Raw genomic sequence first — 23,806 nt, 5'->3', positions numbered from 1 at the left:
GCCTCCATCAGCGGGCGATCAGATCCGGAAATTGAGCAAGGCGCTGCGCCGACACCAGCGCTTGAGCCATTCGGTCACCCGGTTGCTGGGCAGCCGGTTGAGCTCGCGCAGGATCTCGCTGGCCAGCCCCGGGTTGAGTTTGTCGTTATAGACTGCGCCAATCAGATTGGCCTCGGCACGAGTCAGTTTATCCACCGCACTTTGTACCACGGTCGTCGGGGTCACCCCCGCCAGTACCACCAGCAGCGCCCCTTCACAGGCCCCACACACCTGATCGGCCGGAATATTGCCCCGATTGAGAGCGGTGAGCGGCGAGGTATCGAAGATCACCACATCGTAATGCTCCAGCCAGCGAACCAGCAACTGACGCAAGGTATCCTTGTTGCGAAAAGCCATCAGATCCTTGCCCGGCGCCGGGAGCAAGGACAAGGAGCGGCCAGTGGCCACAGGCTCGGGCACATCATTGGGCCCCCAGGCAACCGCCGTGGCGCGGCCGGGATGATAGAGGTTGAGATCCACCAGCAGGGTACGTAGCCCATCCGCCTCCGAGCGCCTTGCCAGCGCATCGCAGATGGAGCTCACCCCCTCTCCCCCTTCCGACGAGGTGACCGCCAGCGAGCGGATCCCCCGAGCGACCGTCGCCGCGTAGAGGGATTCGAGCTCCAGATATTGAATGGGGATGCTCATATCAAAGCGTCCCGACCAGGGCCACCACCGAGATCGTGGTCAGAATGTCGCGCATGCCATCCATGAAAATGGCCCAGTTGCTGCTTTTGCTGTCAGGGATAAAGACGGTGTCCCCTGCACGCAGCACCGGCAACTGGCTAAAGTCGGGCTCTTTGGCAAAGCCGTCGAGATCGAAGCTGCGGGCCTGATCCCCCTGACCACTGGTAGCCATGTTGATCACCACAATCTTCTTGATATAGGCGCTGCTGGTCGGGCCCCCTGCCTCTGCCAGCAGATCCAGCAGGGTCATGGAGGAGTCAAAGCGGTAGCGACCGGGACGGGCAATCGCCCCCAACACCCGAATGGTGTTCTCCTTGGGCTCGTCGAGCCAGGGGCGATTCTTCTCCGGCAGGTAGATGGAGTCGCCGGGCAGCACCTTGGGCAGCAAGGTTTCATCGCCGGTTTCAAAGTAGAGGGCAAGGTCGAGCTTGCTGACCCGCGCCGTGCTGCCACTGCGATGGGCGATGCGCACATTGCGCAGATCCGCCGCCGCAGTCGGACCATCGGCGGCAGACAGGATGTCGATAAACCCCATCTGCTCATTGAAGGCATAGCGACCGGGGGCCCCGACCTGACCGAAGATATAGATGGAACTGTCCGGTGACTGACGCACCCACTGGGATTTGTTGTCACTGGGATCGGTGGGCAGCTCGGGGATCATGATGGTGAACCCAGCCCGGATCTTCGGCAGGCTGGCGAGCGCCCCCCCTGATGGAGGAACTTGTCGAGATCAAACAGGGTCGGCGTGGCCTGCCCCCCTTCGGCGGTCAGGATCTGCACCTTGGCGATATCGGCCCGCTCGTTGGGGCCACCGGCGTGGGCGATCAGATCCAGCAGCGACATCTCATCAGACCATTCATAGCGGCCCGGGATCCGCACCGCCCCCATCACCATCACCGCCCGCCCGGGGGCCACTTTCAACCAGGACTTCTCGTTGATATCGGTCTTTTCCGGCACAAAGATGGCATCACCGGGTTTGACTTGCGGCAGCGCCTTTTGCATCCCTTCGGTATAGGCCTGCAAGTCGATGGGTTCGATCGTGCCATCGGTGCGCAGCAAACGGATCTGGCGACTCTCGGCATAGCGGGTCGGGCCGCCGGCATTGGCCAGAATATCGAGGAAGGAATCCCCTTCCCGCCCCTCATAGGCACCGGGTTTGAACACCTCACCCATGATGTAGATGGTGCGTGCTCCCCGTTTTATCTGCTCTTCATCCTTGGGCACGAAGATGGTGGCGCCCGGCGCCAGATTGGGCAGCAGCTTGTTGTTGCCGGAGTCGAGATAGGCTTTGAGATCGAACAGTTCAGGGGCATCACCATTGATCACCCGGATCCGCTCCACCCCGGCAAAACGGGTCACTCCACCGGCTCGCATCAGCAGATCCACGATGGAGTTGCCACTCTTGAAACTGAAGGCGCCGGGGCTGTTGACCTCGCCAAACACCTTGATCGCCTTGCCGGTATCGCCATCCCCGCCTGCCGCCAGGGTTGCCGCATCAAAATCAATCTGCACGTTGCCGATCAAAGGGGATGCTGGCACGAACACCACATCAAGGGATTGCAATGGCGGCAACACGCTGGCATCGCCGGTATCGAGATAACGCTTGTAGTCGAAGCTAAAGACCGTGCTGCCACGCCGCACCTGCATATTGTTGAGCTGGGCACCGGGCACCAGACCGCCAGCGGCATCGAGGGCCATCTGCACGTTGCCATCGGGCGCCAGATCATAACTGCCGGGTTTTTTGACATAGCCCATCACGCTGATCAGCAGCCGCTTCTCCAGCAAGGTGACGGTCAATTGAGAGAGGTTGTTGTAAACAGGTTTGAGGGCGGTGCGGATCAGTTCATCCGCCTGTTGCAGGGTCTTCCCCCCCACCACTAGGTTGCCGACTTCAGGCAGTGCAATCTCCCCCTGCTTGTTGATCTGGAAAGGCTGATCAAAAGCAGGCTCACCGGGTTGCACTATGGCCAACCGATCACCGGGAGCCAACAAGGTGGAGGCCAGTAACGGGCAGGTGAACAACAGCAAGAGAACACAGATCAATCCTTCGAAAGCGCCCCGTTTCATAGACATCCTTTTCGTCTGTTACGTCTGCCCCCATTGGCGTAAGGGGAGCCCTGACCAATCAGCACGACAGCCATCCGCTGTTGTCTGTTGCAGCCGCAAACGTACTTGTTGTAGTGATTGTGCCAACACGGTCTGACGCCAGGCTACATCCGACCAGAGCCGTCCGTGCATATCCCGTTCGATATCAATACGTTGAGATTGTAGTCGTTTCAACTCGGCAGGCATACACCCCTGCAGACTCGCTTGCTTTAATTCCGTCAGCTGCAAGTCGAGTTCCTTCTGACGCTCATCATAACGAGACCAGACCCGCCGTTCATCCTCATTGACCGGAATACGGGTGGGTCTTGCCTCGGCCATGCCGCCATACCCCTGTGGCGGCCACTGCGCACAACCCGACAGCAGAATGGACGAGAGCAGGATACCAAAGCATTTCATGATGCAGCGGCCATCATGCCACGGGAACGCATATAGGCCTTGATGCTCTCATGGCAGGGGATCACCCGGTCGATATGCAACATCTCCAGCAGGTCATGAGGTTGACCGGGTCCACAGACAAGGGCCATCTGATGCCCGTTCATAATCAATCTTTTATAGAGAAATACCAAGGCTCCGATCCCCGACGAGTCGATAAAATGAACATCGCTGATATCGGCCAGGATATCTCCCGGGTGGGTCGAGAGGGTTTCAAACAACGGGCGGAGCTCACTGACGGCCATCGCGTCAAACTCGTTTTCCAGTACCACTACCTGGATATCATTAAGGGTGTAAGTCATGCTTTCCATCGCTAGCTCCTTGTCGATTCTCAGACTATTTGCTGTCACGGCATTCAGCACGCTGCAAATGTTATGCCGGGCAGTGCCACGGCACTTGTTCTCCAAATGATACTCTTTGCGCCTTATTCACCGACACCCACTCCTCGTTTTGATTGCCAAATTGCAATTAACCTCCCCCGAACGTTGCAAACTGCAATTCACCTGGGCCGAGATCGCCCGATAACAGGCTAAATGACTGATAATTCAAACCCATTAGACCGGGCCCGATTATTGCTTGCCTTTGGACACACTTCACAAGCCACCGTTGGCTCGGCCCCCATGCCGCCATTTTCCAGGAAGGAGAGATCATGAAAGCAGGCCTTTATATCGCACCACTGTTGGCAGCCCTTTGCGGCACCGCATACGCAGCCCCCTCCCCTGACAGCGCCGTGTTGAAGGTTGAAGGCGCCATCAGCAGCCCCACTCATCAGGCTCTGGCCCTGTGGGACAGCGCCATGCTGGATCAACTGCCGGTACACGAAATCAAAACCCATACCCCCTGGTATGACGAAGCCAAGACCTTTCGCGGCCCGCTGCTGCAAGATGTATTGGCCAAGGTCGGGGCAACCGGCAAACAGCTCACCATTACCGCGCTCAATGACTACTCGGTACAGGTGCCAACAAGCGATGCCGAGCAGTATCGGGTCATCCTCGCCCGCACGATCAATGGCAAGCCACTGTCGGTGCGCGACAAAGGGCCGCTGTTCCTTGTCTATCCGTTTGATCAATATCCCGAACTGCAAAACAAGCTCTATTACGGTCGGGCTATCTGGCAGATCAGTGCGATAAAAGTGGAGTAGATCCCATCATGCGTTCCATGGCGGCCAGTCAACGTTTCTTGTTTGTGGTGCTTTGTGTGCTGCTCCTTGCCTTTGCCGGTATTGGTACCATCCAGTACCGGCAATTTCAGGATCTGCAGCGCAGTACCAGCCAGGGCGAAGACAACGTGATGTGGAACTATTTCCAGCTCTATAACGAAGCGCTGCGTTTTCAAAGCTCGCTGCTCCATGAGTCGCAACCGACCTTCCAGCTCAGATACGATATTCTGGTCAGCCGCATGGATCTGGTGCTGGAGAGCAAGGATCGCAGCCTGCTTCAGCAAACAGAGATCTACCAGCAGGCAAGCAAAGCCATTCGATCCTACATCTCTCTGGCGGATATCTGGCTCGGCCCGGAAGCCACCAAGCCGCTCGACAATCTTGCCCATCAGGAGCTGCGCCAACAGCTTGCCTCCCTGCTCCCCCTGCTCCATCAGCTGACTCTGGAGGTGAACCAGCAGGCGACCCTGTTTGATGTGGCGCGTCGCGACAGCGTGAGGGAGCAGATCATCACGACGACACTCATCGCGACCCTGCAATTTGCGCTGCTCTTTGTGCTCGCCCTGCTGATCTGGCGGCAAATGAATATCTCGTTTCTGCAGCACAAACTGATGCAGCAGCTCAATGACAAACTGCTGCGGGCAAATCAGGCGGCAGAGGCAGGCACAAGAGCCAAAAGCAGCTTTTTGGCCAACATGAGCCATGAAATTCGCACCCCCATGAATGGCATTCTCGGCATGCTCTCACTGCTGGCCGATCGGGATATGGATCCGAGGGAGCGAGACTATCTGGAGACGGCGCGCGAATCGGCAAACCATCTGCTCGGTCTGCTTAACGACATTCTGGATGTATCCAAGCTGGAAGAGGGCAAGATCGAGCTGCAACTGGCCCCCCATCACTTGCCCCAGCTGCTGGAGGATATCCGGGCCCTGATGCAGAGCAACTGCGATGCAAAAGGGATCAAGCTGACCCTGACTGTTGCCCCCGATACGCCGGAGTGGTTGATGATCGACCCGCTGAGGGTCCGCCAGATCCTCTTCAACCTGGTGAGCAATGCCATCAAGTTCACCCATCAGGGGGAAGTAAAGATCCATGTCGATAGCACCCTGTTGGAGCAGGATCGCCACTCGATACGCATCTCGATCCAGGACACAGGGATCGGCATGAGCAAAAGTCAGCTAAAGAACCTGTTTCAACGTTTCGCCCAGGCGGATGTCTCGATCACCCGCCAATATGGCGGATCGGGCCTGGGACTTGAAATATCCCGTAACCTCGCACGCCTGATGGGCGGCGATATCTCGGTAGAGAGCAGCGAGGGACATGGCAGTACTTTTACCTACATCTGGCCCGCCAGAGCCACGACCCCCTCGATTGTTTGCCTGCCGTCCAAGCCGCTGGATCAGGAGAGCTATCGCATCTTGCTGGTTGATGACAATGCCACCAACCGCAAGGTGATCGGCGCCATGCTCGACTCCGTGGGCCATCAGGTCACACTGGCCGTTCAGGGAGAAGAGGCGCTGGAGAAACTGGGTCACACCGAATTTGATCTGGTGTTGATGGATGTCCAGATGCCAGTGATGGATGGCCTAGTGGCCACCACCCGGATCCGCACCTCACAGATGCCTTGGGCAGATATCCCCATCATCGCCCTGACGGCGGATGCGATGCCGGAATCCAAGCAATACTATCTTTCCCATGGCATGAACGGGTATATCACCAAGCCCATCAATAAAGAGACGCTGCTAAGCGAGATAAACAGACATATTTCCCATGGTCGGCTCAAATACAACGCCACCCTGCGTGTCACCAAGCAATAACCCCCCCCTGATTCCGGGCTACTGATTGCTCATCTGGGGCCGTATTGTCGTCTGCAGGCAACTGCATGGGCTTGGGTCTGAAACGCATACAGGCAAGCAAACAGCTTGGCCACCTTTTTGCGTGCACAAAGTTTGTCTCGGGTATGCAGGGATTTTTGGATCTATTTGCGGCGACCACAGGGGAGCATGGTGACTTTCCGGTAATACCAGATGCCGTGGGGAGTGAGCCAGAGATTCATCGATGAGCTCCTCGTTGTCCACACAAAGTGGATGACCAAGGGCGTTAGGAAGCTAACTTATTGAATTGTCGTCTAAACCATAAGTTGACATAACGCACAACCATAAATCAGTGACTTACGAGTGTTTTATAACCCATAAGTTGACATAAAAATTACCCATAAGCTGACATAGAGTGACATCAACCCCTACGCCCTGCCCCTGCGGTGTTGTTATTTTACCACTTCAGCAATCTGTTCGAGATACACAGCAGGCACTTAACTGCATCAACCGTACTGAATCGCTCCTACCATTGCTCACACATGGTTATCGCATCTTCATATTGCAGTCAGCTCAAGTTGTCGCTGCGAACCATGGAAGACTTCATCAACACGTTGTTCCGATTGATGGCGGGGCCTTTGCAATCGCTGGACTATAGCTGTATCAGCACGCGCGCCAAGACCGTCGACAACAATACTCAGGTGAGCGAGACACCTAACAGGTGTGAGAAAATGAACGAGATGAAAGGGCTTGGTCTACCTGCCCACCAGTTATTGGAACAAGTGTTCGCGAAGGCTTGGGGAGCAGATACCCCACGAAGAATTTGATCAACAGCCCTCCGACATTCACTGCCATGATGAGCAATTATGTTGCAGTAAAACCCACTCTAATTTCCATTATTGAGAATTAGGTTTTTATTTTTAGTGGTTCCATTCAATTTTTAGAGTGGTTAAATTTATCCATTCGAATTGGAGCAGAATTTAAAAATGAACCTCGTTGATGCAACACTATATATCTAGCTATGCGCTACCAGCGATAAGCTTCAACATTCCTTGGTAAAAAACCGAGAGTGGATATATAAGGTTAGATCCCATACCTACTAATTCCATCGGGCTCCAAACTATCTACGAAAAGCTGGGGCGCCATCACATCACTACATACAAAAGGACATTCATGATGTATGCACAAATAACGCAGTTCACAAAAACGCTCCGCAATCTATCACTTCTTATCAATAAGGCACAAAAGCATGCTGAGGAAAATAAATTTGAACCAGACGTTCTTTTGAACGCCCGTCTTTCACCAGATATGTTACCCTTCACGAGTCAGGTACACATGGCGTGTGATACTGCGAGACTAGCCACCTCAGTCTTAACCGGTAAACAGGCTCCGGTTTTTGAAGACGCTGACGAAACGATCCAGGATCTCAAAGCTAGCATTGAAAAGACCATCGAATATGTCACATCGATGAAAGAAAGCGACTTCTCAGGCTGGGAAGAAAGAATAGTTGCCCCTCCGGGATGGGCCGGAGCTTTCCTTGGTATAGATTATTTCTACCAACACGCAGTTCCCAACTTTTACTTTCACATGGTGACAGCATATGCGATCCTTCGACATAAAGGTGTCAAGATCGGGAAGATGGATTATATCGGAAAGCTGCCTTTTCTAAGATAATGGAATAACACTCGCTGTTTCATTATTAACCCAGCTCCGGAAAAGCTATGCTCCGGAGCTTTATCATGACATTCTACCTATGTTCTGCGTTCAGGTATTTTCGAGGTCTTTTATAAGATAGCAAACATTCTACGCCAAACCTACTTACAAGTAATTATGACGGGTTGCTCTGATAGTTAATCAGGGTTAGCAATAACTTCAGGCCAGCTTACCAATCCATTCCGTACAAAAATCAATATATGCTCGCACCAGTACTGAAGGATGTTTTTGACGAGAGTATACAAGGTGTAGCGGAATTTTTTGAGTAGCTATGCTTGGCAAAAGTTGTATCAGTTCACCGCTTTCTAACCAGGGCCTGGCTGAAAAATCCAGTAACTGAGCAACCGCCTTACCGTTCAGAGCATAATGAATTATGGCCTGCAAATGATTAGTGGAAAAGAAGGGGGCGTATTTAACTTTCTCGGCTCCAGAAGACCATTCAAAAAAACCATAATTCAGACTCTCCCAGGCAGCAACTGGAAGCTGGGCCATTTCTGTGAGAGTCTCAGGAGTACCGCGTTCAGCTAATAATTTAGGACTTGCTACAAACACCGTTTCCAGATTCATAAGTAATTTGGCTATGACATCATCGCTATTCAGGTCGCCAAGCCTGAGCGCAACATCAATACTGTCTCCGAACAAATCAACGACCCTTTCGCTGGAATGACAGAATACGGTGATATCAGGGTAACGTTGCTGAAATTCAATCAATAAATCCCACCACAATGAAAAATTTGGTGGGATAGACAGGCGCAATTTCCCCTGCAGTGAGTGGGCAGCAGTGACGGACTTATGTGCATCCTCCAGTAACTCCACACCCAGACGGGCCTGCTCAAAGAATTGGTGCCCTTTGTAGGTGGGTTTAACGCCTTGCCGCGAGCGCTCCAGGAGTTGGACGTTCAACTCCTGTTCTAACTCATTAATTTTACGACTTAAAGTTGCTATCGGAACTGATGTTCTTTCACTTGCGGCGGAAAAACTACCTGCATTCACTACCGCGATGAACAATTTGGTTGCGTTGAAATCCATTGTTCTTTCCATACTTGGTCATTAAGTTCTTATTTTTAGCCATTCCATTCCATTTTGCAAAGGGTAAAATCTCGGACATACGCTAGACGAACAGAACACTTTAAAGTGATTAATGGCATCCATCCGCAGTAGCAGACTGTGAGGCCCGGCAATCATGTCGAGAATATGGTGTCCACCGGCACGGGATTTTTCGTTGTCAAATTCATTAGTCAGACAGAAAAATTTTTTATGCCTGACTTTTATAAGAGGTACATTATGTCTGAATCAATGCTTTTTCGGGATGTCGTGCGTAAACGTCACTCAGTGCGTCATTTTCTTCCTCAACCTGTACCGGAAGGCATTCTCCGTTCGGTATTGGAGGATGCACAGCTCTCACCTTCAAACTGTAATACTCAGCCATGGCAAACGCATATTGTCTCAGGTTCAAAAAAAGATGCACTGAGCAAGGCCATGTTAGCGGCAGATGACGCAGGACAGTTGACGCCGGATTTCAGTTTTGGCATCAATGATTTCCCTGGCGTCTATCGTGAACGTTACAAAGAGCAAGGCGCGGCTTATTATCAGGCTATCGGCATTAAACGCGATGCTTATGATCAGCGTCGCCATGCCTCACGTCGTAACCTGGAATTCTTTGGTGCGCCACATGTTGCGCTGCTTTTTATGCCAGAAGTGGGCGATAACGTTCGTGTAGCGGGAGACATAGGTATGTACGCTCAGACGCTTCTGCTATCTCTGACTGCTCACGGCTTAGGCGGTGTTCCTCAGACAATGCTGGGTTTTTACGGCGAAACCATTCGCAAAGAACTCGGTATTGAAACGTCATCGAAATTGCTATTTGGCATCTCTCTGGGTTACCCCGACATGACTCACCCCGCAAATCAATACAGGATTAATAAAGCCCCCCTTAGTGAGAGTGTCATTTTTCATCAGTAATTTAAGTGTTTTTATATTGCTCAGCCCACTTTTCCGTCAGGAATCGTGGGCTGAATTTTTCAATATAGAGAAAGCTCGTCAGAGACGTAGAAGCCAATGGCCGTTGAGAATATTGTCAGTCATTAAGGAGGGAGGTGCGTTTCAAAAAACCGAGAAGGCCAGGATGATCTTGTTATAAATTTCTGAATAGCTGCGCGGCCAAAGCGACTTATTCGGTCACTAAGCCGCGATACGAGTGTCTCACCATTGCCTGGACTAAAAACGCCGGTTCGTTTTAAGCCTCAAACGCCCCTCTTCCAGAACCATACACTACCGCACCTCTGGCGACTTTGCGCTGCGACTCGAGCCACTCACCGGGAGATACCCCCTCCCAGCCGTTGAATGCTCGATAAAACGAGTTGGAATCTTCGTAGCCGAGCAGGTACGCCGTCTCGTTGGGCTTTATCGCGCCAGTCTGCAAATAGGATCGCGCCAGTTCGCGGCGGGTCTCCTCCACCAGTTGCTGAAAAGTGATGCCCTCATCGGTCAACCGCCGTTGCAGAGTTCGCGTACTCATCGCCAGCTCTTTGGCCAGCGATTGCAGCGTCGGACGTCGACCCGCGAGAGTGCGTTTCAGCACCTGTTTCACCGCGTAGGTGATTCTGGTGTTTTGGTCATGCTCCTGCAACTCGGCATCGAGCTGCGGGGCAATCACGGCGAGCAGCTCTTCGTTGTGGGTATAAAAGGGAAAATCCAGATCGCTGGAGCGAAACACCAGTGCATTACGCGACGCATTGAAGGTGATCGGGCAACCAAAGTGTTCCTCCAGCAATGCGCGATGCTCGGGGCCACGCGTCAATTCGATGCGCCGCGGGCGAATATGTCCGTCAGAGCTGTGTCGTGCCATGGCCGTCATCCAAGAGAAGCCCATATCAGTCATGATATGGGGCGGTTGCTCACTGGTTGCCAGATAATGGGAGTCGATGATCACCTCATCGCCGTTTACCTCGACACGGATCTCTTCCGGGCAGACGACCCGTTTGTAACGGGCCAGACGCTGCAGTGCATCTCGTAAACAACTGCTGCACACCGCCGCAATCGCCATCGGATGATTGCGCTCGAGTCGCATATCTGCACCCAACGTGAGACCAAATGCCACATCGCCACAATGGTCTGAGATCGTGCTCCACAGGGAAAACAACTCTGCCGTGGAGGCATAGATTTTCTCTTGCTGGAAAAACAGCTCAGGCAGTCCGGCTTTGCGCTGCAACATCTCTAACGAGAGACCCCGCTCTGCAATGCGCAGCATCCACTGTTTGGAAATTCGAAAACGATCGATCATCGTGTGGTGTACTCAATCAAAGTAGATAACGTGACCTTGTCAGGTCGCTGATACCGCTTGGCGGCATTGGTGGGCCAATGCCGCTTTTTAGCAAAAAATATCTGACATCACACCATGCTGTCATTCACGTTCTTGATATGTGAAGGTGCCATGTCATCGGCTCACCCAAGGGCCCATTGCTCAGGTTTTGTTGGATGCCTCATCGGCCACATATTCCGGCCAACCGCCGGCCATGGCTCGGTAGAGCGACACCACGGCCAGGGTATATCCGACCCGACTCTGTGCCAACGCATCCTGGCTTTGCAGACGCACGTTTTCGGCATCCAGCAACGCCAGCAGATCGATGGCGCCCTGGTCGAAGCGCGCCTTGGCCGTCTCGGCGGCACGCATGCTGGCTGCAGCAGCCTGCTCCAGATGCTGGCGCTGCTGCTCACTGCGTGACACCTGAACCAGTGCATTCTCGGTCTCTTCCAGCGCGGTGAGGACAGCCTTCTGATAGCTGGCCAGCTCACCGGCTGCCTGCGCATTGCTGGCAGCGATACGCGCGCGAACGCGGCCAACATTCAAGAATGAGCCATCAACACCGAGTGTCAGCGACCGGGTCTCGCTGTCCCGTGCAAACAGAGAGCCGGCATCCAATGCCTGAGTACCGATCAAGCCCCCCAGGGTAAATCGGGGGAAGAGATCGGCAGTGGCCACACCGATGCGCGCTGTCGACGCGGCCAGGCGATGCTCGGCAGCAGCCACATCCGGACGGCGGCGAAGCAGCTCGCCGGGCGCCTGCATGGGCACATTGGCAGGCAACTGCGCCAGCGCTGCCGGCGCCGCCAGCTCGCTAATCAATGACTCCGGCACATTACCGGTCAGCACGCCAAGTCGGTGGGTAGCCAGTGCAATTTGCGCCTCCAGTGGCGGGATGCTGGCGCGGGTCGTTTCGAGCTGGGCACGGCTTCTATCTACATCAAACGTACTGGCCATGCCCGCCCCTTGCCGCAGTTGCAGTAGCGACAGGGTTTGCGCCTGGTTGGCGGCGTTGTCACGGGCGATGCCCAGCTGCTCCTGCCAGCCGCGCAGCTGGAAGTAGGTCTGGGCCAGTTCCCCCACCACCGCCACCTGCATGGCAGCCATATCATCGGCACTGGCACGGGTGTCGGCGCGCTGCGCTTCCACGGAACGCCGCACGCGGCCAAACAGATCCAGCTCCCAGCTAAAGCCGACACTACCCTGATATTGGTGATAATCGCGATCGGCAGCCGCGACGCCGGGCTGCTGACTGGCACTGCTGCGCTCATTGCTTGCCTGCGAGCTGGCGTTGAGCGTAGGCAGCAAGTCGTACTTTGCGCTACCCAGCATGGCATTGGCTTGCTGATAATTGGCCAGTGCCAGCTGCACATCGTGGTTATGACGCAGGGCAAGCTCAACCAGTTTGGTGAGCTCCGGGTCGTTAAATCCGCGCCAGAACGCCGGCCCCGCATCAGGAGCCGGCTCTTGACGCACTGTGGCATCCATACGGGCATAGCTGCTCACGGCCGGCAGGGCCGGACGTTCAAAGTCCGGTCCGACGCTGCACGCTGACAACAGCGCGGCGAGGCTCACTGTGAGCACGCGACGGGATGGATTGGCTTTCGAGTTCACATACATAGCAAAGTCACTCGTCCAAAAAGAGGTTGGAATGCGCCCGAATTCAGAGCGGATCGCCCACGAAGGTCGACTCGCCATGCTGGACCAAGGGCCGGCCGGAGAGCTTACGCAACGCCACGTAGAACACCGGGGTCAGGAACAGGCCAAACAGCGTCACCCCCAGCATCCCGGCAAAGACCGTGATACCGGTCACCGAGCGCACTTCCGCCCCGGCGCCCGTGGAGAGCACCAACGGAACCGTGCCGGCGATAAAGGCGATTGATGTCATCACAATCGGGCGCAACCGCAGCCGGCATGCCTTCAACGCGGACTCGACAATGCCACGACCGTCCATCTCCAGCTCACGGGCAAACTCGACGATCAGGATGGCGTTCTTGCACGCCAGCCCCATAAGCACCACCAGCCCCACCTGAACGAAGACGTTGTTATCACCACCTGTCATCCAGACCCCGAACAGCGCCGAGAGCAGCGTCATCGGCACAATCAGGATCACCGCCAGCGGCAGGGTCCAGCTTTCATACAGTGCCGCCAGCACCAGGAACACCAGCAAGATAGCCACAGGGAAGACGATAAAGGCGGCATTGCCCTGAGTGGCCTGCTGATAGCTCAAGTCAGTCCACTCGGTGGTCATCCCCACCGGCAATACCTGCCCGGCGATATCGGTCAATTTGCCCATAACCTGCGCCGACGAGAGCATGCGCGGATCGGCCTCACCGGCCAGATCGGCAGCGGGATAGCCGTTAAAACGCAGCACCGGGTCCGGACCGTAGGTCTCCTTGATGGTCACCATCGAACCAATCGGTACCATCTCGCCGCGGGCATTACGGGTTTGCAGCTTACCGATATCCTCCACGCTATCGCGAAACGCCCCGTCCGCCTGCGCAATCACCTGCCAGGTACGACCAAACTGGTTGAAGTCGTTCACATAGGTCGAGCCCAGATAGGTCTGCAAGGTATCGAACAGCTCGGTCAGTGCGACCCCTTGCGCCTTGGCTTTGATGCGATCCACATGGGCATCGAGTTGCGGCACGTTGGCCTGATAACTCGTAATTGGGTACGCCATGCCCGGTGTCTGGGCTACTGTGCCCTGCATCGCCTGCACGGCTTCTTGCAGTTTACCGTAACCGAAATTGCCACGGTCCTCGATAAACATCTGATAGCCGTTACCGCTGCCAAGCCCCAGGATCGGCGGCGGCATCATCGAGAAGGCGAAGCCCTCTTGCAGACCAGCGATCTTCTGGTTTATCTCGGCATTGATCTGTGCCGCAGTGCGACCATTGCGCTCCGCAAACGGCTTGAGCGGTATGAACGCCACCCCGGTGTTGGGTGTGTTGGTGAACTGCAGCGCATTAAGACCCGGGAACGAAATGGTGTGCGCCACCCCGTCGGTCTCTTGTGCGACCTGGGCGACCTTACGCAGCATCTCGTCGGTGCGGGCAATCGACGAACCTTCCGGCAGTTTTACCCCGGCGATCAGATAGAGCTTGTCCTGGGTCGGGATAAATCCGGGCGGTACCTGCTTGAACATCACACCGGTAGCGCCGAGCAGCAGGGCATAAACCACAAACACGGCGCCACGGCGACCAAGGATACGGGAGATGCTGCGTTCATAGCGCTCGGAACTCGACTTGAAGATCCGGTTAAACGGACGGAACAACCATCCCAGCAGGTAGTCAATCAGTCGGCTCGGGCCATCTTTGGGCGCATCGTGCGGTTTGAGCAGACGGGCGGCCAGCGCCGGCGACAGGGTCAAGGAGTTGATGGCCGAGATCACGGTCGAGATGGCGATGGTGACGGCGAACTGCTTGTAGAACTGGCCGGTGACACCAGACAAAAACGCCATCGGCACAAACACGGCGCACAGCACCAGCGCGATCGCAATGATCGGCCCGGAGACTTCGCGCATCGCTTGATGCGCCGCAGCCACCGGCGAGAGCCCCTCTTCGATGTTACGCTCGACGTTCTCCACCACCACGATGGCATCGTCCACCACAATCCCGATGGCAAGCACCAGACCGAACAGGCTCAGGGTGTTGATGGAAAAACCCAGCACATAGAGGGCAGCAAAGGTCCCCACCACCGACACTGGCACGGCGATCAGCGGAATGATCGAGGCACGCCAGGTCTGCAGGAACAGGATCACCACCAGCACGACCAGCAATACTGCTTCGAGCAGGGTGTCCACCACCGCACTGATCGAATCACGCACAAAGATGGTGGTGTCGTAGACGGCTTCATACTTCACATCCGACGGGAAGGTCTTCTGCATCTGGTTCATCGCACTGATGACCGCATCGCGGATCTCGAGCGCATTGGCGCCCGGCGACTGGAAGATACCGATACCGACCGCATTCTTGCCATCGAGCTGGGAGCGCAGGGTGTAATCGCCGGCGCCGAGCTCAACGCGGGCCACATCGGCCAGACGCACCACTTCTCCGTTATCGCCATTTTTCAGCACGATATCGCCGAATTCCTGCTCGCTGCGCAGACGCCCCTGGGCGTTGATCAGCGTGAGGAACTGGCTGTTTGGCATCGGCTCGGCACCCAGTTGGCCAGCCGACACCTGCACGTTCTGTTCGCGCATGGCGCTGACCACATCACTGGCCGTCAGGCCCAGAGAGGCAATCTTGTCCGGGTCAAGCCAGGCGCGCATGGCATAGTCACCACCACCAAACACTTGGGCATCCCCCACCCCCGGGATCCGCGCCAGCGCATCTTTCACATGCAGCCGCGCGTAGTTACGCAAGTACAGGGTGTCGTACTTGCCGCCTGGCGAAGTCAAATGCACCACCATCAGAAACGTCGGAGACTGCTTCTGGGTGGTCACGCCCTGGCGGCGCACATCTTCCGGCAGACGAGCCTGTGCCTGCGCCACACGGTTTTGTACCTTGACCGCGGCCTCGTCGGGATCAGTGCCCGGACGGAAGGTGATGGTCATCTGCAACACGCCGTCAGAGCCAGCCACCGACTTGAAATACATCATGCCTTCGACACCATTGATCGCCTCTTCCAGCGGCGTGGCCACGGTTTCAGCGATCACCTTGGGGTTGGCGCCCGGATAGACGGTTCGTACCACTACCGACGGCGGCACCACTTCCGGATACTCACTCACTGGCAAGTTAGGAATGGTGATCAATCCGGCAGCGAAGATCACGATCGACAGCACAGCCGCAAAAATGGGCCGATCAATAAAGAAACGGGAAAAGTCCATGGAATAGGTCCTTAAACAGACTGTTCGAGAGAGACCGGGCGCGTCAGCACACGCGCCGCGGTGGACATTGGGGCGGTCATTTCATCGCAGCCGTCAATGCTGCAGCGCCCTGCATCGGCACCTCTCTGGCGTTCACCGGCATGCCCGGCATGAACACTTTCTGATAGCCTTCGATGATCACGCGATCGCCAGCCACCAATCCTTTCTCGATGATGCGAAGCCCCTCGGCTTCCCGTCCCGGAATCACGTCACGACGCTGGGCCTTGCCATCTTTGTCGACCACATAGACATATTTACGGTCCTGATCAGTCAGCAGGGCCTTGTTGTCGATCAGCACGGCATCGGGAATGCGGCCACCTTGCAGGCGTACACGGGCAAACAGACCTGGGGTCAAAATGCGATCTTTGTTATCCAGAATGGCGCGAACGCGAAGGGTGCCGCTGCTGCGCTGCACCCGGTTGTCGAGAAAGTCGACCTCGCCGCTGTGGAGGAAGCCCTCCTCATTGGAGAGCCCAACCTGAACCGGGATCGTGGCGCTGTTGCCACCTAGGTCAGTGCGGACGCGCTGGGTGTAACGCAGGAAGGCATTCTCATCGATGTCGAAATAGGCATACATCTTGTCTTGCGACACCAAGGTGGTCAGCACGCTCGTAGCGCCGTCTGCCGTAACCAGGTTGCCCTTGGTCACCAGCGCACGCCCTGCCCGACCGACAATCGGTGCGCGTACCTGGGTCCACTCCAGATTGAGCTGTGCCGTATCGACCGCAGCTTGAGCTGCCATCATATCGGCCTGGGCCGCTTTATCGGCAGCGTTGCGCTGCTCCCACAGCTCGGTAGAAATGGCGTGTTGGGCGACCAGCACCTTGGCGCGGCGCGCTTCGTTGCGGCTCTGCGCCGCCACACTGGTCGCACGTGCGAACTGTGCATTGGCCCGCGCCAGTTCGGCGCGGTAATTGCGGGCATCGATAGTGAACAGCACATCGCCTTGTTTCACCTCCTGACCTTCCCGATAGTTCACGCTCTCGAGATACCCAGATACACGGGGACGCAGTTCGACGCTTTGAATCGCTTCAATACGGCCACTGTATTCATCCCACTGGGTCACCGGCTTGACCACAACCTGCGCCGCGCTCACCTCGGGCGGTGCCATCGATACTGGGACGGACTTGTCGTTGCAACCGGCAAGCAACAGGGTACCCAAGGTCAACACTACCAACAAAGGCGATGCGTCATACCGCAAAATATGTATGTTTTTCATATAGATGATTCCAATTGTGGAATAGGAAAAAAACGTGATGTGCGATGGTCAAATCGTCGCCAAAACGGGAGCTTGGTCACAAATTGAGGCAGATCAGAACAATACAAGGGGCAAGACATAACCTATATGCAGAACGCGCCAATTTACTTGCAAAACGCGCCAAACCATTCAGATTACGTTAATAGAAACTGCTGAGTAGCTAGAAAAGCAGGGGCGATTCAGGAGGGACAGACCCCTACAACATGTTCAAAAAGGGTCTGAAATTGATACCGAAGTAAGTGCGATCTCTCTAAAGTAGCGTAAACAAGAGACCGGTCTGAAGCCGGTACCCAGCTTGGTTGACTCGGGATTGAGCTCAAAACTGGAGACAGTGTCTTGCCTGATACCGACCTTGTCGGCCACTTTGCCCTGAGACTGTTTTTGCAAACACCTAGCATCCTTGAGATAGGCGCTTAGTTGCTTAGCGCTGGTTACTTTCATGATTCGACATACCCGATTGCTGACACCCTCTCAATGTACACGCTATAACAGGTATTTCAATAATTACACGCTTTGGCAGGTAATCACTCTTTACACGTTAAAGGAGGTATTTTATCGAACTATCAATGCCGACTAAAAATTGACCCACTAGGTACAGAGCAACAGCAATCTCTCTCACATTGAAACGACAAACCCGCCTAGTGGCGGGTTTGTCGTTAAATTGAGGTAGCCCAGCATAACAGGGCTAGAACGAACCTAGTGTCATCACCAGTATGGTTGCTGGGAGAGGACTGAATCTAGGGCTGCAAGGACAGTATAGCAGTATTGCCAAATGACTCAAAGTGAAGAAGAATGAACTGAACCTAGAAAATCACTTTGTACCAGTCTTGAACTGTTCGGTGATAGCAACTAAATGCCGAGGGTACACATGAATAGCATTGTCATTCTTGCCTTATTTTACGCGTTTATGACTTTGTTCGGTATAGCCTCCCTCTACCTGTTTCTAGAGAGACAAAAACTTAAGAAATCAAAACTTACAGAATCGCCAACCAAGAATCACTTTGACCCAATGAATTTAGACCCTCATTGAGTAACTACGGTGCCTCGGTAAACTGTACCAGTTTCAGCTATTGCTCTGCATATTTGATAACTTGTACACCTTCCTCAAAATTAAAACGCCCAGCCATAAGACTGGGCTACATAATAATATCTGCCTTTACGGCAGAAAATAGTCCCCAACTTGGATGATTTCTTCCAGTCCTAATCTTGGCTGCCTATACGGCAGTTCACATTATCAATAAGCAGGGTGCCCTCCCCTTCCGTTTCTTGGCTGCCTATACGGCAGTTCACTGTGCGCATGCAAACGTAATACTTTGAATGAAAAGGGAAAAATAGCATCGCTGTAATTTGACCATCATTCTGCGTGTTTCTCTAACTGCTTGTTTTACCTTGCTAAGGATAGACCATTCTAAAAAAGAGTTGAAAAAATCGCTCCCAGGTCTGGAACGTATCCCGTGTAGAGATCATTGGATGCCAGTCCATAACTGCTATACCCGCTGTCTTCGCTTCGCTCGTACCGATGCTTCTGGATGTGCAGAATGTAACTTTGTCCACTGCTGGCACTTTGCATAAAAACTGAATGAAAAACCCCAACCACCTTAGTCTCGTCTGGCATATGGGGTTGGAATGCTTCGCCTCGTGCCTTTGCCCGACGTTTAGCTCTGGCTAGTCGTCGCCTCCGCTCTCCTACAAACAGTTTTGCCAGATTCTGGTTACGAATAAACCTGACATTCTGGCAGGTATCTGGCACCTCCAGCACAAGACTGAGCGCAAAAAAATTATCCGCCTGCATCACTTGAAAATAGGACCGCTCTCTAAACCGTTCCAACAAGGATTTGTTCGTACTGACGAAGGCGATAGAACGACCGAGATCTCTATCACTCCACTCTGGGAAGGCTACACCGATCTGGATACCAGGATGGGCTTGGCGAAAACCATGGAGTATTGATATACAACGGCCTGCCAACAGGCCACAATCAACATCATCAGATAGGTAACGGATAGCAAAAAAATAACGGTTTTCGGTCATCTCCCCTTCCCTTTCTGAAACAATCCACCTTTCACTAAGACAGCCATCAAATAGTGAACTTCTCCAGGTAGCTCAACCCCACCCCCTTCAGACGACTCCAGAACGGTGACAAACTGCTCTGCTTTTGTTAGCAAGTGATAAAAATCCTGGCCGGTTGCAGGATGACGCAATGCTGTTAGCGCCTCGTGATTGGCTCCATACTCATGTACTCGCAACGGCAGGTCTGCGTCATTTGCCCACCAATCATCAATTTTTTGCAGTGCAGCACCAATTTTCTGCGGATTGATACAGGCCGCTAGCTGACCATCGCTACATTCGACAGTAGCTAGCTGGCGGCTTGCCACGCTGTGATCATCTGGTCGTTCGGTAAATTTTTGACTGGGGAAGATTTCTTGGCAAAAACCCGTTTTCAGGGAGGCTGTTACATCGGCAAACCAGAAAATATCGGGCTGACTCAAAGCTTTCGCCATCTCGCTAGTCAACTGCTCTAGTTGTTTTTGTTCCAATTCTGGCCAATCGCCCGACCAACTCAGCCTACGAGCATCTGGGATATGGTATGTGGAACCCAGCGAAGTTTTGATCTCGATTTTGGTTCCTTGGGTATATTGATTGCGCCACAACCAGATTCCCCTCAGCACGTTAGCGCTGTAGCGGCGGGCCAATTCATTGTATCCACCGAGTCGCTGGTAGGCCTGCGCCAGCCCGATCATCACGCGCAAAACATCAGGGTTGGAGCAAACATACGGCCGCATTGAATTGGCCTCTACCCTGAGCGAAAAACGGCAATACAGCTCATCAACGTTCGGGGGAACATAACACGCTTCGATCGTTTGGGGGTTGCTGTATGCCAGTTCATATCGCTCAATATTTTTCGGCTTTAAATTGGCGTCAAACCCCTCCGTGTAGCCACATTTTTGCCCGCTAATCTTTGCCACTTCGATCCGCAGCGGTACAAAATCAGATTCTGCTGTTTTGTAGAAAAACACCGCCTTGCCGGGAGATAGCGAGCGGCTATAGCTGAGATGAGTGCACAGTTCCATGCATTTACCCCGTGTTTGCTGAACCATTCATCAGGATAGCCCCCTTCGCATCATTCAACTGCCAAAAGCCAGCGCCAAAGAACCGTTTTTTGCCTGCTAGCCTCATTTCAACGGGGTTGATACAGAGTGCCGTACCAATTGCAGATTCTGCGTAGACATGCTGGCCTTCGATACTTCCAGCCCGCTCAACGGGTTCTTCAAGAAAGACAAAACCAGTCGCAACCGGACGTAATCGACGGTCTAGTGCTAATGCTTCACTGAGTTCCTCAAAACTGCGTAGATCGGCATCAGACGGGTATATCCAACACCCATATCGTGGCAATCGAGATAACACGGTAAACAGCGTACTTTTATCTTGGTAAACAGTGCACCAGTTGTACTCTTCATACAGCGATGGTGGATGTAAACACCCTCCTGCGAAGCGAGCAGGCAGCGCCACTCGCAGCAAATCAAGGCAAGTTGTGAATGGCAAGGATCCACCAGTTGGGATATGTACCTCGATAATCAAGTCCATGCCCAAATCACAGTATCTCCCATCAAGTAGGCCGGGACGACGGATGGCTGAAACAGACTTAGGATCCGCCGATTTGCTAGGCTCAGGTAGATGCTTCCCAGTCACCAGGCTGTAACGACCTAGGTACCAAGCCAGCCCTCGAAAATAAACCGATTGGCCGATCAATGACTGCAATCGACGTTCATAGTCATGACAAAATCCAGCCAACGCTGAGAGCGACGGAATACCGCACAGATAGGGATTTGCCAGAGCTGAGGCATCGTAAACGGTTAAGCCTGACAAATGCAGGTAGTAACAAGATGTTGGAGGGTGTGGCTCATCCTTTTCCTCATCGTCCGCTAACTGCCTGAGCAACCATAAAATCTGACTTTTAATCGGTGCCATCAACGCGGGATGAAACGCAAAGCGCCTACCTGCTGAATGGTTTTGCAGTTCAAGATGAAATCTGCCTGCCACTTGTAGCATGAGCTCAGGTAGCATTTTTTTGGGCTGGGTGATGAGCTCCAGCTCCAACCCCCCTGATGGCAGGTTACCAGGCTCCCCACGCCCACTGCTCACTATCTCATCCCGCCACTCTATTATTGGTCCTAACCATATCGCCAATTGGCGCCGCAGGTAGCGAAGGGCCGATAGCCGCAATTGCCGCTGCTGTTTTCGGGTCAACCCTGGCCTAGATATCACATGCTTCAGCGCATCAATAAACACATGGTCATTGAAAACCGAGCGATCAAACAGACTCTGGCCATTTGCCAGCCGATGTTTGCGGGCCTGTGAGAAACTGCGGGCTTTGTCCGGACTAACTGGCGGAGGGTAATCGAGTACAGCTACCTTGCCACCAAGGGCACCGACCAGACTCCCTACGCTGGCCGGATGATCATGATGTATATAGGTACACTGCAATTTCTTTTCATGAACCACATTTTGTAGCTGGGCAAGCAGTGCATGGCTGACGACGGGTGTGACTACGCAGTAATTACCCTGGTACAGAAAACGCACCTGTTTTGAGAAGGGACTCACTACAGTCGGGAACGTGTTGTTCTCCAAATTACTCGCTAACAACTGGCACCAGATATCAAGTTGCTGTTGCGTCAACCCTAACCCTATCAACGCCTGCTCCCACGTCTTACTCCTGGCTACTAGCTGTAATGCCAGATTAGTGCTGTCATCGCGGTATCGAAACGAAGTGCCAAAAAGCTTGGCAAGGTTTATATCAGAACTATCATGGGCCCAGCCCATTCTCATGGGTAAACCTGCGCTGCTGATAACACCCGGGATCAGCGGTGGTGCATTTATTATGAGCCGCTCACCACTGACCCGAGCATCAGGATATTTCAGATTGTGAGTGTGCAGCCAGCGAACCGTATGTAGGCAATTCGTGATGTGCCCCTCATCGCTCAAAAGTTGCCTGGCGAGACCCTCATCACACAGACTTTCTACCCTATCGCGTTTGAGCGTCAGATTCAGCAGCACAACCAATGCCATTTTCTCTGCACCATCGACACCTATCTCCGCAGAATAGGGAGCAAGATAGCGTCTTAACTGTCTGTCGCGCTCACCATGATCCTCAATGTCCAATAGCTCCTCGATATGCATTATCGTCACCATGCAGGTAGATAGGTTGAACTGTGATCATGATGGGACTGCATACGCGCCTGGCGTAACTCGACTACGTGTCGGAGGTGAAACACTGCCCGATGAGGCGATACCGTATTTCGGCTAGCCGGTCTGATAGACAGCGGCAAAAATCCCTCATGGTGTAAACGGCGAACCTGCTCAACAGAGGTGGATAACAACGTTGCGGCGTCTACTGCTGAGAGCAGAAGATCTCCTACATTTGCGACCCTGCACTGAGGATGGCGGGCGACCAAGTCGGTCAAAAAACCGATCAGATTTTTGAGTATAAAATTCTGCCCCGTATTGCGCATTGGGATCTGACGGCAATCAGCCACTACGCTCCCGAAAACATCCACAAAATCGGTATGATTCAGCGGCTTGGTTTGCCTGACCAATGCATCATCCACCATCTGCTGTAACTCCCGCCAGAAAGCGTCAGGCCATGCAGTAAAGTGGCCGATGGCTTTTGTAAGGGCCCTGTCGTCACGCACTGCCTCATGATCACTGAGGTAACGCTGCTGATACCAATACAGAGCTCCAAATCGCGCACTCAGGGAGCCTATGGCTAACAGCGGATTGGACGATTCAAATGAACAACCATAGGCCAATGCCGACAATTGGATTTCATCGGGCTGGGCCGGGACCGTTGATGCTGTACGTAAATCAAAGCCACACTGGCAATGATTTATCGATTCGCTGGCCAGGTAATTAAGGGATTCACCACAGGCTGGGCAACTATAGATCAATCTCCCACCATGACGATGGCATCCAACATAGGGTTTGAAGTGCCAGCATTGACGCACATACGCTGACTCGCGCAAACAATCTGGACAACAGGGGATTTGATGAACCCGAATGAAACTGAGCGGGATATCGACGCCCGACCTGTGTACAGCTTTGTAGTGATTACCAAAACTGATGGCCGAATGGCATAGTGCCAACTGGAGTAAACGAAATGGAGCTCCGTCAGTCAATCTATCCACAAGTTGCAAGGCCCTGACCCGTAAACCACTAGATCGGCTTGCATGAAAAATGTTGAGCCTTGATAGCTCCAATGGAAATGCCCCGGCTGCCGCATGATCCGTCGTGTGAAGCCAGTCCTGAACTGAGCCGCTGAAGATGCGATAGCGCTCAAAACCGTTTTCTTGGGACAAGCGTAAAAAATAGCTCTCCAATGCCTCGTCAGCGAAGGGTTCAGGTCGAACAAGAAGATGCATAAGAACACCG

The 23,806-nt window shown here is 53.8% G+C and carries 18 protein-coding genes and 1 pseudogene; 5 read left to right on the top strand and 14 right to left on the bottom strand.

Annotated elements, in window-relative coordinates; genetic code table 11:
* Positions 1 to 18: 18 nt before the first annotated feature.
* Genes ACTG2S_RS10940 through ACTG2S_RS10920 form a run of 5 tightly spaced genes read right to left on the bottom strand, consistent with a single transcriptional unit; the run spans position 19 to position 3,575 of the window.
* Complete coding sequence (locus ACTG2S_RS10940) at positions 19 to 687, bottom strand: tyrosine-protein kinase family protein (RefSeq protein WP_005360129.1); 669 nt, start codon at positions 685 to 687, stop codon at positions 19 to 21.
* A gap of 1 nt (position 688) precedes the next feature.
* Complete coding sequence (locus ACTG2S_RS10935; protein ID WP_368225869.1) at positions 689 to 1,387, bottom strand: SLBB domain-containing protein; 699 nt, start codon at positions 1,385 to 1,387, stop codon at positions 689 to 691.
* Entirely contained in the window at positions 1,384 to 2,793 is a 1,410-nt protein-coding gene (locus ACTG2S_RS10930; protein WP_439982501.1) for an SLBB domain-containing protein, read from the bottom strand. Before ACTG2S_RS10930 ends, ACTG2S_RS10935 begins: the two co-directional genes overlap by 4 nt.
* An 18-nt stretch (positions 2,794 to 2,811) precedes the next feature.
* On the bottom strand, positions 2,812 to 3,228 hold the full coding sequence (locus tag ACTG2S_RS10925; RefSeq protein ID WP_139407773.1) for a hypothetical protein: 417 nt from the start codon (positions 3,226 to 3,228) through the stop codon (positions 2,812 to 2,814).
* Positions 3,225 to 3,575: an STAS domain-containing protein gene (locus ACTG2S_RS10920; RefSeq protein ID WP_005333409.1), complete on the bottom strand. Its 351-nt coding sequence runs from the start codon at positions 3,573 to 3,575 to the stop codon at positions 3,225 to 3,227. The genes ACTG2S_RS10925 and ACTG2S_RS10920 overlap by 4 nt, the downstream gene beginning before the upstream one ends.
* Before the next feature lie 338 nt (positions 3,576 to 3,913).
* On the opposite strand from ACTG2S_RS10920, the gene ACTG2S_RS10915 reads away from it, so the two are divergent.
* From ACTG2S_RS10915 to ACTG2S_RS10900, 4 genes and pseudogenes are all read left to right on the top strand, one after another.
* Positions 3,914 to 4,405, top strand: coding sequence for a molybdopterin-dependent oxidoreductase (locus ACTG2S_RS10915; RefSeq protein WP_005351410.1), 492 nt, complete (start codon positions 3,914 to 3,916; stop codon positions 4,403 to 4,405).
* 8 nt (positions 4,406 to 4,413) lie between these two features.
* The gene (locus ACTG2S_RS10910; protein ID WP_139731413.1) at positions 4,414 to 6,240 is read left to right on the top strand and encodes an ATP-binding protein; all 1,827 of its coding nucleotides are present in this window, start codon (positions 4,414 to 4,416) and stop codon (positions 6,238 to 6,240) included.
* Between the two features lie 572 nt (positions 6,241 to 6,812).
* Positions 6,813 to 6,926: pseudogene (locus tag ACTG2S_RS10905) on the top strand (IS5/IS1182 family transposase); the annotation flags it as partial.
* A 484-nt stretch (positions 6,927 to 7,410) separates the two neighbouring features.
* Positions 7,411 to 7,911, top strand: coding sequence for a DUF1993 domain-containing protein (locus tag ACTG2S_RS10900; protein ID WP_088821982.1), 501 nt, complete (start codon positions 7,411 to 7,413; stop codon positions 7,909 to 7,911).
* A 198-nt stretch (positions 7,912 to 8,109) separates the two neighbouring features.
* Here the strand turns inward: ACTG2S_RS10900 and ACTG2S_RS10895 are convergent, their stop codons facing one another.
* Positions 8,110 to 8,991 carry a LysR family transcriptional regulator gene (locus ACTG2S_RS10895; RefSeq protein ID WP_439982500.1) on the bottom strand — a complete coding sequence of 294 codons (882 nt, stop codon included), beginning with the start codon at positions 8,989 to 8,991 and terminating at the stop codon, positions 8,110 to 8,112.
* 243 nt (positions 8,992 to 9,234) lie between these two features.
* Between ACTG2S_RS10895 and ACTG2S_RS10890 the strand changes: the two genes are divergently transcribed.
* On the top strand, positions 9,235 to 9,912 hold the full coding sequence (locus ACTG2S_RS10890) for a nitroreductase (RefSeq protein WP_088822002.1): 678 nt from the start codon (positions 9,235 to 9,237) through the stop codon (positions 9,910 to 9,912).
* 274 nt (positions 9,913 to 10,186) lie between these two features.
* Here the strand turns inward: ACTG2S_RS10890 and ACTG2S_RS10885 are convergent, their stop codons facing one another.
* The 8 genes from ACTG2S_RS10885 to ACTG2S_RS10850 all read right to left on the bottom strand — a co-directional run bounded on the left by ACTG2S_RS10885 (position 10,187) and on the right by ACTG2S_RS10850 (position 23,796).
* Positions 10,187 to 11,233: an AraC family transcriptional regulator ligand-binding domain-containing protein gene (locus tag ACTG2S_RS10885; protein WP_439982499.1), complete on the bottom strand. Its 1,047-nt coding sequence runs from the start codon at positions 11,231 to 11,233 to the stop codon at positions 10,187 to 10,189.
* 180 nt (positions 11,234 to 11,413) lie between these two features.
* Positions 11,414 to 12,874 (bottom strand): efflux transporter outer membrane subunit, encoded by a 1,461-nt coding sequence (locus ACTG2S_RS10880; RefSeq protein WP_088821979.1) that lies wholly within the window; start codon positions 12,872 to 12,874, stop codon positions 11,414 to 11,416.
* Between the two features lie 43 nt (positions 12,875 to 12,917).
* Complete coding sequence (locus tag ACTG2S_RS10875) at positions 12,918 to 16,085, bottom strand: efflux RND transporter permease subunit (RefSeq protein WP_088821978.1); 3,168 nt, start codon at positions 16,083 to 16,085, stop codon at positions 12,918 to 12,920.
* 76 nt (positions 16,086 to 16,161) lie between these two features.
* Positions 16,162 to 17,343, bottom strand: a complete 1,182-nt coding sequence (locus tag ACTG2S_RS10870) for an efflux RND transporter periplasmic adaptor subunit (protein ID WP_088821977.1) — start codon at positions 17,341 to 17,343, stop codon at positions 16,162 to 16,164.
* Between the two features lie 1,447 nt (positions 17,344 to 18,790).
* Entirely contained in the window at positions 18,791 to 19,411 is a 621-nt protein-coding gene (gene cas6f, locus ACTG2S_RS10865; RefSeq protein WP_088821975.1) for a type I-F CRISPR-associated endoribonuclease Cas6/Csy4, read from the bottom strand.
* Positions 19,408 to 20,451 (bottom strand): type I-F CRISPR-associated protein Csy3, encoded by a 1,044-nt coding sequence (gene csy3, locus ACTG2S_RS10860; protein ID WP_157668945.1) that lies wholly within the window; start codon positions 20,449 to 20,451, stop codon positions 19,408 to 19,410. Before csy3 ends, cas6f begins: the two co-directional genes overlap by 4 nt.
* 4 nt (positions 20,452 to 20,455) lie before the next feature.
* Positions 20,456 to 22,558, bottom strand: a complete 2,103-nt coding sequence (locus ACTG2S_RS10855) for a hypothetical protein (protein ID WP_157668944.1) — start codon at positions 22,556 to 22,558, stop codon at positions 20,456 to 20,458.
* Between the two features lie 5 nt (positions 22,559 to 22,563).
* Complete coding sequence (locus tag ACTG2S_RS10850; protein ID WP_088821972.1) at positions 22,564 to 23,796, bottom strand: TniQ family protein; 1,233 nt, start codon at positions 23,794 to 23,796, stop codon at positions 22,564 to 22,566.
* Positions 23,797 to 23,806: the final 10 nt, after the last annotated feature.

Origin of the sequence: Aeromonas sp. 82P (assembly GCF_051919365.1) — a bacterium.
In the GTDB taxonomy this organism is placed as follows: Bacteria; Pseudomonadota; Gammaproteobacteria; order Enterobacterales; family Aeromonadaceae; genus Aeromonas; species Aeromonas veronii.
Note: the sequence above shows the minus strand (reverse complement) of the source record. Positions and strands in the feature narration are given on the sequence as shown.